This is a genomic window from Corallococcus sp. AB032C (genome assembly GCF_003668935.1).
GTDB classification, from domain to species: Bacteria; Myxococcota; Myxococcia; order Myxococcales; family Myxococcaceae; genus Corallococcus; species Corallococcus exiguus.
Window position 1 is genome coordinate 43,358 of the sequence record NZ_RAWP01000071.1, and the last position, 9,762, is coordinate 53,119.

The following is a 9,762-nucleotide window of genomic DNA, read 5'->3' on the forward strand; positions in this document are numbered from 1 at the left end:
AAAGGGGCCCGGCACCGGGCCGGACCCCTGCTGCCCGCTCCCTGACCGACAGGGCGGGCGGGAAGGCCGCTTCAGGCTTTAGACGGAGAAGCTCTCTCCGCAGCCGCAGGCGGCCTTGATGTTGGGGTTGTTCAGCTTGAAGCCGGACGCCATCAGCGTCTGCTCGAACACCAGCTCCGTGCCGATGAGGTACAGGTAGCTCTTCGGGTCCACGAAGACGCGCACGCCGTCGCGCTCGAACACCTTGTCGCGCTCGCGGGACTTCTCCGACCACTCCATGGAGTACTGGAGGCCGGAGCACCCGCCGCCCTTCACCGCGATGCGCAGGCCGGCGTCCGGAGTCTGGCGCTCTTCCAGTAGCTGCTTGAGGCGCGCCACCGCGCTGTCCGCCAGGCCAATGCCCTTGGGGGCCGGCTTGGGAGGCGTCTGAGGGGCCTGGGTCGTCTGGGCCTGCTCGTTCATGGGGTCGTCCTCGATCCTGGAAGAGGTACCGCGAGGGGCATCAGGCCTGCCGCGACGCGCGCTTCTTCTTGAAGTCTTCGATGGCCGCCTTGATGGCGTCCTCGGCCAGCACGGAGCAGTGGATCTTCACCGGGGGCAGCGCCAGCTCCCGGGCCACGTCCTTGTTGGAGATGGTCATGGCCTGATCCACCGTCTTGCCCTTCACCCACTCGGTGACGAGCGAGCTGGACGCGATGGCGGAGCCGCAGCCGAAGGTCTTGAACCGCGCGTCCTCGATCACGCCCGAGTCGCTGATCTTCAGCTGGAGGCGCATCACGTCGCCGCAAGCGGGGGCGCCCACGAGGCCGGTGCCGACGTTCGGGTCGTTCTTGTCGAGCGTCCCCACGTTGCGGGGGTTCTCGTAGTGCTCGATGACCTTCTCGCTGTAAGCCATGCGTCTAACGCTCCTTCACACAACGCTTGAACTGATGCGCCATCCGGGCAACCGATGCGCGGCCGGGCGGGCGGGGGGTTCCGTGCCCGGCGGGAAATCTTGAGGGGAGGGGAGCGCCTAGTGGGCCGTCCACTCGATGCTCTTGAGGTCGATGCCTTCCTTGGCCATCTCGTACAAGGGGCTCATGTCTCGCAACTTGCGGACTTTGTCCACCACGAGGCGGATGACGAAGTCGACCTCCTCCTCCGTGTTGAAGCGGCCCAGGCCGAAGCGGATGGAGCTGTGCGCCATGTCCTCTTCGACCCCCAGGGCGCGCAGCACGTAGGAGGGCTCCAGCGACGCGGACGTGCACGCGGAGCCGGAGGACACCGCGACGTCCTTGATGGACATCATCAGGGCCTCGCCCTCCACGTAGGAGAAGGAGATGTTGAGGCTGCCCGGCATGCGGTGCTCCAGGCTGCCGTTCACCGTCACCATGTCCAGCTGCTCCATGATGCCGGTGCGCAGCCGCTCACGCAGGCGGAACAGGCGCGCGGACTCCTCCGGCAGGTCCTGCCTCGCCACTTCCGCCGCCGCGCCGAAGCCGACGATGGACGCCACGTTCAGGGTACCGCTGCGCATGCCGCGCTCGTGACCGCCGCCGTCCACCATGGGCGCGATGCGCACACGCGGCTTGCGGCGCACGTAGAGGGCGCCCACGCCCTTGGGGCCGTACATCTTGTGCGCGCTGATGGAGGCCAGGTCGACGTTCATCTTCTCCACGTCGAAGGGCACCTTGCCCACGCCCTGCACCGCGTCGCAGTGGAAGAGGACGCCCTTCTCACGGCACAGCTTGCCAATCTCCGCGACCGGCTGGACCACGCCGATCTCGTTGTTGGCGAACATGATGGAGACGAGCACCGTCTTGGGCGTCATCGCCGCGGCCAGCTTCTCCAGGCTCACGCGGCCGTCCTTCTCCACGTCCAGGTAGGTGACGCGCGCGCCACCCGTGGGCATCTCCGCCCACTTCTTGTACGTGTCGTCCGCGTCCAGGTTGAACTTCACCGCCAGCTCGGGAACCTCTTCCGGCGTGACGTCGCGCTCGGCCAGCTGGCCCAGGCGCAGGAGCTTGAGCTCGTCCAGGCGCTCCTGGCGCACGCGCTCCAGGCGCTTGCAAGTGTCCAGGACGGCCTTGTGCTCCGTCTTCAGGGTGATGATGTGGTCGCCCTTGGACTTGTAGAACTCGATGACGCCCTTGATGGCCAGGTTGTCGGACTCGGTGGCGCCGGAGGTGAAGACGATCTCCTTCTCCGACGCGCCGATGAGGTCCGCCACCTGCCGGCGCGCCTTCTCCACCGCGGCCTCGGCCTTCCAGCCGAACGCGTGATTGCGGCTGGCCGCGTTGCCGAAGTCCTCGCGGAGGTAGGGCAACATCGCCTCCAGCACCCGCGGATCGAGCGGGGTGGTCGCGTGGTTGTCCATGTAGATGGGCAGGCTCAGCATGAAGTCCTCAGGAAGAAGTGACGCAGGAGGGTGGAACACCCCTCCGCTCCCCGGCGACGCGGTGGGTCCGCGCGCAGCGGCAGGGTCTACATGGGCCCACATGAATGTGGACCGGACTGGTCAATTATAAAATCGACCCCCCTCGGGTCAAGGGAACATGGGGTCCAGGGGCCCTGTCCGCGACGCACCAAGGTCGTGGGACGCGCCGGCCTGGTCCAACGCTCCTCCAGAGTGGAGCACTCCGGCTGCGCCGGATTGGAGCGGGGTGAGCCGAAACAGCGCTTCGCGCGCCCATAAGTGCCCGTTTCGTGGCACCCCGGGGCATGGCCGGGCGCCTGCACTGGAGACAGCGCGGAGGGTGCCAGACATGAGCGCCAACGCGAAGTCGCAGGCCCGGAGCAACGCCCAGGACACGCAGCAGGACGGGACGGGGCGGCCGTCGCTGGTCCGCCTGGAGGGTGGGCTGGATCGCTCCCGCTACGTGGACGGCTGGCGGGCGGGCAAGCCCGCGGAGGACCCCGACAAGGTGAAGAAGTGGGGGCTCATCACCGCGCGGCCCAGCGAGTTCCTCATCCACATGCGCCGGGGGCGCGTGCGCGAGGTGAGCGGCCAGGGCGCGAGCTGCTTCAAGCTGCCGGGGGACTCGGTGGCCATCGTGCCCACCAGCATCCAGCGGTTCCAGTTCACCGCGGATCAGGTGACGAGCGAGAAGGTGGGCGTGGCGGTGACGGGCCTGGCGGTGTACCGCATCGCGGATCCGCTGGTGGCCTTCCGGATGCTCAACTTCAGCTACCCGGAGCGCGCGCAGGAGAAGCTGGCGGAGCTGCTCGGGGAGATGTTCGTGGGCGCGGCGCGCCGGCTGGTGGCGAACCTCACCGTGGAGGAGTGCCTCACCCGGCGCAAGGAGGGCATCGCGGCGGAGCTGATGCGGGAGATTGCTCCCGTGCTCTCCGGACGGGGCCGGCTGGAGGACCGCACCGACGTGGGCTGGGGCGTGCTGCTGGACACGATTGAAATCCAGGACGTGCGCGTCCTGTCCTCCTCGGTCTTCGAACACATGCAGGCCCGCTTCCGCCGGGAGCAGGAGCGGCAGGCGCGCGAGGCGGAGCTGGCCAAGGAGCGCTTCGTGCGGCGCGAGGAGACGGAGGCCGAGCGCGTGCTCAACCTCCAGAAGCTCGCCGCGCGCGAGGAGGTCCGCCAGCGCACCCAGGCCACGGAGGAGCAGGCGCAGATGGAGCAGCTCGCGCAGGAAGCGCGGCTGGCCCAGGCGAAGATGGAGCAGGCGCGTCAGCAGCAGCAGGAGCGCACCTCCGTGGATCGTGAGGTGGCGCTCGCGAAGCTGACCGCGCAGGAGGAGGTCCGCACGCGCACGGAGGCGCTGAAGGAGCAGGCCCGGCTGGAGTCGTTGGCCACGGACGCGCGCCTGGAGGAGGCGCGGCTCACGAGTGAACGGCAGCTCGCGTACAACCGCGCGCAGGGTGAGCTGGAGGAGCTGCGCTGGGAGCAGGAGGCGGAGGCCGCCAAGGCGCAGGTGGAGTTGGAGCGGCTGCGCCGCCAGCAGGAGGCGGAGGCCGCGCGTCACGAAGTCCAGCTCGCCGTGGCCCGGCAGGAGGCCGAGCAGCTGTCCGCCCGGCTCCAGGTGCTGTTGGCGAAGCAGTCCATCGCGGAGGCGGAGGCCGGCATCGCGGAGCTGGAGCTGCGGCGCACCCGCGCGCAGCAGGGGCTGGAGATGGAGCGCGCGCAGACGCTGCGTGACATCGAGAACTCGGTGAGTCCGGAGGTCATCCAGTTGACGTTGGCGCAGCAGCTGCCGCAGGTGGCGGCGGCCTTCCAGCAGCGGATGGGCGAGGTGCACGTGACGGCGGTGGATGGAGCGAACCCCTTTGGCTACATCGCCGCCGCCGTGGAGGGCGTGATGGGGCTGGCGCGCTCCGCGGGGCTGAAGGTGCCTGCCGCCCCCGCGCAGATGCCGGCGGGGTAGCCGCGTCCCCGGCCTCCGCATATAGAAGGGAGCCTCCGAAGGTCCGGACGCGCGGAGGCGTAAGGCACGCATGGACACGAAGAAGCTGACGCTGGCAGCGGTGGTGGCGGGAGTGGCGGTGGCGGTGGTGCCGTGGCTGTTGCCCACGGGGCCGAGCGCCGGGCTGGACGCGGCCCGGTTCCTGGAGTCGGGGAACCTCGCCTGGGGCGCGCTGGTGGTGTTCGCCGGCGGCCTGCTCACCGCGCTGACGCCGTGCGTGTACCCGCTCATCCCCATCACCGTGTCGGTGTTCGGCGCGAGGAAGGCGGAATCGCGGGGCCGCTCGCTGGCGCTGACGACGTCGTACATCGTGGGCATGGGCGTGGTGTTCAGCGCGCTGGGCGTGCTGGCGGCGAAGACGGGCCAGGCCTTCGGCTCCATGCTGGGCAGTCCCGTGGTGGTGCTGGGGCTGGCGCTGTTCCTGCTGCTCTTGGCCTCGTCGATGTTCGGCGCGTTCGAGCTGGCGCTGCCGTCGTCCATGCAGACGAAGCTGAGCAACGTGGGCGGCGCGGGCATCGCGGGCGCGTTCGTGATGGGCAGTGTGTCCGGGTTCCTGGCGGCGCCGTGCACGGGGCCGGTGCTCACGGGCCTGCTGGCCTTCGTGGCGAAGTCCGCCAACACGACGCTGGGCGCGACGCTGCTGTTCATCTACGCGCTGGGCATCGGCGTGCCGTTCTTCCTCATCGGCGTGTTCACCGTGCGCCTGCCGCGCGGTGGCGTGTGGATGGAGTGGGTGAAGAGCGTGCTGGGCATCATGCTGGTGGCGCTCGCGTTCTCGTACGTGAAGGACGCCTTCCCCTGGGCGCGCGACACCGTGAAGGCGCTGGGCGCCGAGGTGGGGCAGGTGCCCGGCGCGGTGCTGGCCGCGGTGCTGGTGGTGGTGGGCGTGCTGGTGGGCGCGGTGCACCGCTCGTTCAAGGAGGGCGCGCGCGACTTCGGCTTCAAGGCGCTGGGCGTGGCGCTGGTGGTGGGCGCGCTGGTGTTGCGCGGCGGAGCGCTGGACGCGCGGCCCACGGGTGAGCTGTGGGTGCGCATGGGGCTCCAGGAGCACCCCGTGGCGCCGTCCTGGCAGTGGCACCACGTGATGCCGGCGAAGAAGGCGACGTTCGACGCCAGCCAGTTCGAGCAGGTGCTCGCGGCGGCGAAGAAGGAAGGCCGTCCGGTGCTCATCGACTTCTTCGCGGACTGGTGCGCGGCCTGCAAGGAGCTGGACCGGCTGACGTATCCGTCCTCGGAGGTCATCACCCAGGCAGAGGACAGCCGCTTCCTCACCATCAAGATCGACGCGACCAACAGCGAGGACCGCCTGGACGCGCTGATGGAGCAGCTGGGCGTGGAGGGCCTGCCCACGGTGGCCTTCGTGAACCCGGACGGCACCGTCCTGACGAAGCCGCGCGTAACGGGCTTCCTGGAGCCCGTGCCCTTCGCGGCGGAGATGCAGAAGGTCCTGCAGTAGGTCGCTAGAGGTAGTTCGCCCAGCCCAGCCGGCCGCGGCTCGCGAGCACGCGCTCAATCATCAGCTCGTGCAGCGTGAGCAGCGGCTTCGCGAGCTCCTCGCCTTCCAGTCGCGCGAGCGCTCCGGCCATGGCCTCCAGCGTGGACATCCCGTCCGGGTGCGGCGGCTTGCGCAGGCGGCGCGTGTCCGGCGCGGGCGGCGGCAGCCTCATGCCCGGCAGCCGGCGCAGGGCGGGGACGCGCTGCACCATGCGCCGCGCCTGTGCCCAGCTCCCATCGATGACCACGAGCCGCTTCGGCGGAGGACCCTCCGCTTCCGGTGCATCCGGGAACAGGAGCCACGTGTCCGGCGTGTTCAGCACCGACGCGTCGAAGGGCGCTCCGGGCGCTCCATAGGACACGATGTGGCAGCGGGGCAGGGCGAGCGCCGCGATGCGCGCCGTGTTGGTGCTCTTCTGCGACTCCTTGTTGTGCCGGATGATCAGCAGCTCCGTGCGCGTGGGGATGACGGGCACGTCCGCGCACAGGCACAGGGCCGTGGGCAGGTAGCACCGCTCACAACGGCCCGACAGGTCCTCCGGGGTGCTCGACCTCATTTCGCCGCGGTGCGGTAGCGCTCCATCAGGGCCCGCGCCTCACGCAGCTTCTCCTCGACGAAGAGGTCGTCCGCGTCCGGCTCGTATTCGGCGTCCGGCGGATCCAACTGGAAGAGGGCGGACAGGCTCGCGGGGGCGACCTCCAGCCACTCGGACGTGCGGGTGAGCGCGGCCTGCCTCCGCCCGGCGAAGGTCTCCGGACCGTCCTCCGGGCCGCACCGGCAGATGCGCGCGGAGTCCCCGGACACGTCCACGTAGAGCCCCAGCACCTCCGCGTCCACCTCCGCGGCCAGCGCGCAGGTGGCCTCGCTGACGTAGGCCGCCATGGCCTGCGCCGCGGAGCGCTCCGTCAGCGAACGCACCAGGTAGACCTGCCACCCGGCCTCCGTGAGCGCCCCGGCCTCACTCAGTGGGGCCAGCTCCGCCGGCGGTGCCTGGATGCGCGACAAGAGCCGGCGCACCGGGACCTCCAGCCGCTCGAGCCGGGCGTTTGACGCGGGGCAGAAGAAGACCACGCGGTACTCTCGGCTGTCGGCGGCGGTTTCCATGGGCATACGGCGGTGGCCCAAGAGGACCAAAGGACTCCCCAGGCATGCAAGGGGGGAGTTGCGCCCGAGGACGCTTCCCCGTGCCCCAGGGGGCCTCCCCCAGGCCGGGAACACGACGCGGCGGGACACGTCCCCCCGCCTGACGCACCAGGAGATGCCACCGCCCCCCGCGCCCACCGCGGATCCGCGTCCACGAAAACGCGCCAGCCCCCAGAAAGCCGCTGGGGCATGCTGGACGCCTATTTTCCGCCCCGTTTTTTCACGCCGGGTCCGGCACGCGCCACCCGGAGGCAAGTCACACCCATGGAGAGACATTGAAACGGGGAGTGCCTGGATGTCTGTCTATTCCATGCAAGGAATTGGCGCCTGCTTGAAGTGTTTCAGCCGTACTGGCCGCCGTGACTTGGGAAGAAGCGCGACAGCGTTTGTCGCATCCGTGAGAAAAAAAGAATCCGGCCCTCGGCGTTCTCTGGAGGGAAGGGAGGCGGTCGCATGGTGCCAGGGAGGGAGGAGCCGCCAGTCCGGGAGGGCTCTGGAGGGGAATTCGCCGCGTTCGCGATCCGCCATCAGCCGGTGCTGGTCGCCATCGCGCGCAATGTCTGTGGCAAGAGTGCCAGTGATTGCGACGACCTGGTGCAGGACGTGCTCTTGCGCGCGCTCCTGCAGTGGGAGCGGCTCAAGCGTTGGCCGGAGCCCGCGCGCCGTGCGTGGCTGGTGCGCGTGCTGCACAACCGGTTCCTGGACCAGTGCCGCCGCCAGGGCGCGGAGACGGACCGCCGGGTGGACCTGCACAACGTCCACATGCTCTTCGAGGACCCGGAGGACGCGCCGGAGCCCGAACAGTGGGAGTGCGTCACGGAGGACGAGCTGCGCCAGGCCGTGGCGCGGCTCAACGAGAAGCTGCGCCAGGCGTTCGAACTGCATGCGCGGGGCCTGCGCCATGCGGAGATTGCCCGGCGGATGAACACCCCCAGCGCGGGAACGGTGGGCACGTGGCTCTTCCACGCCCGCCGCCGCCTCAAGGCCATGCTCCACGACACCGCGGAACGCCGCCGCCAGGAGAGGGAACGATGAGCACCGCGTGTGAAGACCTCCAGCCCTTCCTGGACGGGAGCCTGTCCGCCGAGGACCAGCGCCGCGTCCGGGGCCACCTGGCCACCTGCGACGTCTGCGCCCGCCGCTTCCACGACCTCCTGCAACTGGAGATGCTCGCGAGGCTCGCGCTGGAGGACCCGGCGGAGAGCGAGCGCTGGGTGTCCGCCCGCCAGGCCCGCGAGACGGTGCCCGGGTCCGACTGGGACGACGTGCCGGAGAACTGGCCCGGGGACGTGCTCGCCGCGCAGGTGCCCCCACCTCCGGAGCTCGAAGGCCGGGCCTGGCACCAGGGCGCCCGCCGCTTCCGCCGCCGCTGCCCGGGGTGCGCCAACTGCTGCCCGTGGTTCGCGAAGACGGAGGCGGTGGAGGCCGTCAGCGCGCCGCGCCTCCCGTGCCCGCGCACCAGCCGCTCGGGCGCGACGCTGCTGCGCCCCCGCACGCGCCGCTGAAAACGCGGGCCCTCGCCGCCTGCTCCTCCCTGGGGGGCAGGCGGGGGAGCCAGCGGCGAACGCTGTCAGCGGAATCCACCAAGGATTGCTTCCGCTCGCGTTTCGCAAGGGACGGGAGGTGGCCTCGTGACTCCAGGCCCTGACGCGTGATGGATCTCTGGTGCAAGAAGCTCTACCGGTTCCTGGATGGGGAGCTGGAATCGGGGGACGAGGAGCACTTCCGGCTCCATCTGGCCCTCTGCCGTGCGTGCGCCAGCGGGCTGCATGATGCGATGCAGTTGGAGATGCTCAGCGTCCAGGCCCTGTGTGGCGCGGTGGCCCACAACGACGCGCCACCACCGCCTGCCCTCGTCCGCGGGCCGTTCCGCTTCGCGTTGCCGCGCGGCAGATGGCGGCATGCGATGGGGGCGGTGCTGGCCATGGGACTGGGAGCGCTTACCGCGGTCATGACGGGGGACGGCTTCCGGCCGAAGGACGCGTGGCGGGCGGATGCGTCCGCGCGGGAGCTGGAGGCGCGCATCGCGTACCCGGCCGCGGACCGCTACCTCCCCTACGTTCCCGTCCGGACAGGGGCGGGGGGCGGAGTGGCGCTCGCGACCGAACCGCCGGTGCCCCTGCGGACCCTGGCGGCGCTGGAGGAGCGGGGGGACCTGCACGGCATCGCGGCGGCCTACCTGGTGCGCGGCGAATTGCGTCAGGCGTCGGACTTCCTGTCTCGCAGCGCCCCCTCGCTGGACCGGGACAGCGACCGGGCCGTGGTGGCGATGGCGGCGGGGGATTCGCGGGGCGCCCTGGGGCTGCTCGAAGGCGTGTTGCGTCAGGCACCGGACCATCCCCAGGCCCTGTGGAACAGGGCGCTGGTGCTTCGGGCCATGGGCCTCCCGCTCCAGGCGGCGGAGGCCTTCGAGGCCGTGGCTCGCCGGGGGGAGCCGGGGTGGAGCGAAGAGGCCGGAATCCGGGCCCTGGCGCTCCGGCAGGGGGGCGCCTTCTTGAAATGATTAGGGACGACCCAAGGATTCTGGCGATCGGCGTCTAATTATCGAGGCGCGGCGTGGCGGCGGCGGGGTGGACGGCAAGACACCGCACCCGGGGGGACGCGATGTACCGCATCGATGCGTGGAGCCAGGGGGACGGCGAGCTGTGGGCGCCAGGTTCCAACGGGGGCGCGGGCGTGCGGCCGGAGGACGAGGCCCGGGAGACGAGGGGGGACCGGGTCGAGGAG

Annotated in this window: 10 protein-coding genes; 5 read left to right on the top strand and 5 right to left on the bottom strand. The window is 70.5% G+C overall.

Annotated features, from left to right (window positions below; translation table 11 throughout):
- Window positions 1–78 precede the first annotated feature (78 nt).
- The 3 genes from D7X99_RS27225 to D7X99_RS27235 form a co-directional block, all read right to left on the bottom strand.
- Window positions 79–462 carry an iron-sulfur cluster assembly accessory protein gene (locus D7X99_RS27225; RefSeq protein ID WP_120575974.1) on the bottom strand — a complete coding sequence of 128 codons (384 nt, stop codon included), beginning with the start codon at window positions 460–462 and terminating at the stop codon, window positions 79–81.
- Window positions 463–502: 40 nt separating this feature from the next.
- Window positions 503–895 carry a Fe-S cluster assembly scaffold IscU gene (gene iscU, locus D7X99_RS27230; RefSeq protein ID WP_120553652.1) on the bottom strand — a complete coding sequence of 131 codons (393 nt, stop codon included), beginning with the start codon at window positions 893–895 and terminating at the stop codon, window positions 503–505.
- Between the two features lie 117 nt (window positions 896–1,012).
- On the bottom strand, window positions 1,013–2,374 hold the full coding sequence (locus D7X99_RS27235; protein ID WP_233613770.1) for an IscS subfamily cysteine desulfurase: 1,362 nt from the start codon (window positions 2,372–2,374) through the stop codon (window positions 1,013–1,015).
- 370 nt (window positions 2,375–2,744) lie between these two features.
- Here D7X99_RS27235 and D7X99_RS27240 point away from each other — a divergent pair, with 370 nt between their 5' ends.
- Entirely contained in the window at window positions 2,745–4,358 is a 1,614-nt protein-coding gene (locus tag D7X99_RS27240) for an SPFH domain-containing protein (RefSeq protein WP_121780335.1), read from the top strand.
- Window positions 4,359–4,428: 70 nt separating this feature from the next.
- Window positions 4,429–5,853 (top strand): protein-disulfide reductase DsbD, encoded by a 1,425-nt coding sequence (locus tag D7X99_RS27245; RefSeq protein WP_121780336.1) that lies wholly within the window; start codon window positions 4,429–4,431, stop codon window positions 5,851–5,853.
- Between the two features lie 4 nt (window positions 5,854–5,857).
- Here the strand turns inward: D7X99_RS27245 and D7X99_RS27250 are convergent, their stop codons facing one another.
- Together D7X99_RS27250 and D7X99_RS27255 are read right to left on the bottom strand one after the other, a co-directional pair.
- Complete coding sequence (locus D7X99_RS27250; RefSeq protein WP_121780337.1) at window positions 5,858–6,448, bottom strand: tRNA-uridine aminocarboxypropyltransferase; 591 nt, start codon at window positions 6,446–6,448, stop codon at window positions 5,858–5,860.
- Window positions 6,445–6,996 (bottom strand): hypothetical protein, encoded by a 552-nt coding sequence (locus tag D7X99_RS27255; RefSeq protein WP_120594873.1) that lies wholly within the window; start codon window positions 6,994–6,996, stop codon window positions 6,445–6,447. The genes D7X99_RS27250 and D7X99_RS27255 overlap by 4 nt, the downstream gene beginning before the upstream one ends.
- A gap of 492 nt (window positions 6,997–7,488) precedes the next feature.
- Between D7X99_RS27255 and D7X99_RS27260 the strand changes: the two genes are divergently transcribed.
- The 3 genes from D7X99_RS27260 (at window position 7,489) to D7X99_RS27270 (ending at window position 9,538) form a co-directional block, all read left to right on the top strand.
- A complete protein-coding gene (locus D7X99_RS27260) occupies window positions 7,489–8,070 on the top strand; it encodes an RNA polymerase sigma factor (protein WP_120564062.1) in 582 nt (193 codons plus the stop codon).
- Window positions 8,067–8,540: an anti-sigma factor gene (locus tag D7X99_RS27265; RefSeq protein WP_121780338.1), complete on the top strand. Its 474-nt coding sequence runs from the start codon at window positions 8,067–8,069 to the stop codon at window positions 8,538–8,540. Before D7X99_RS27260 ends, D7X99_RS27265 begins: the two co-directional genes overlap by 4 nt.
- 149 nt (window positions 8,541–8,689) lie before the next feature.
- Window positions 8,690–9,538 carry a zf-HC2 domain-containing protein gene (locus D7X99_RS27270; RefSeq protein ID WP_121780339.1) on the top strand — a complete coding sequence of 283 codons (849 nt, stop codon included), beginning with the start codon at window positions 8,690–8,692 and terminating at the stop codon, window positions 9,536–9,538.
- Window positions 9,539–9,762: the final 224 nt, after the last annotated feature.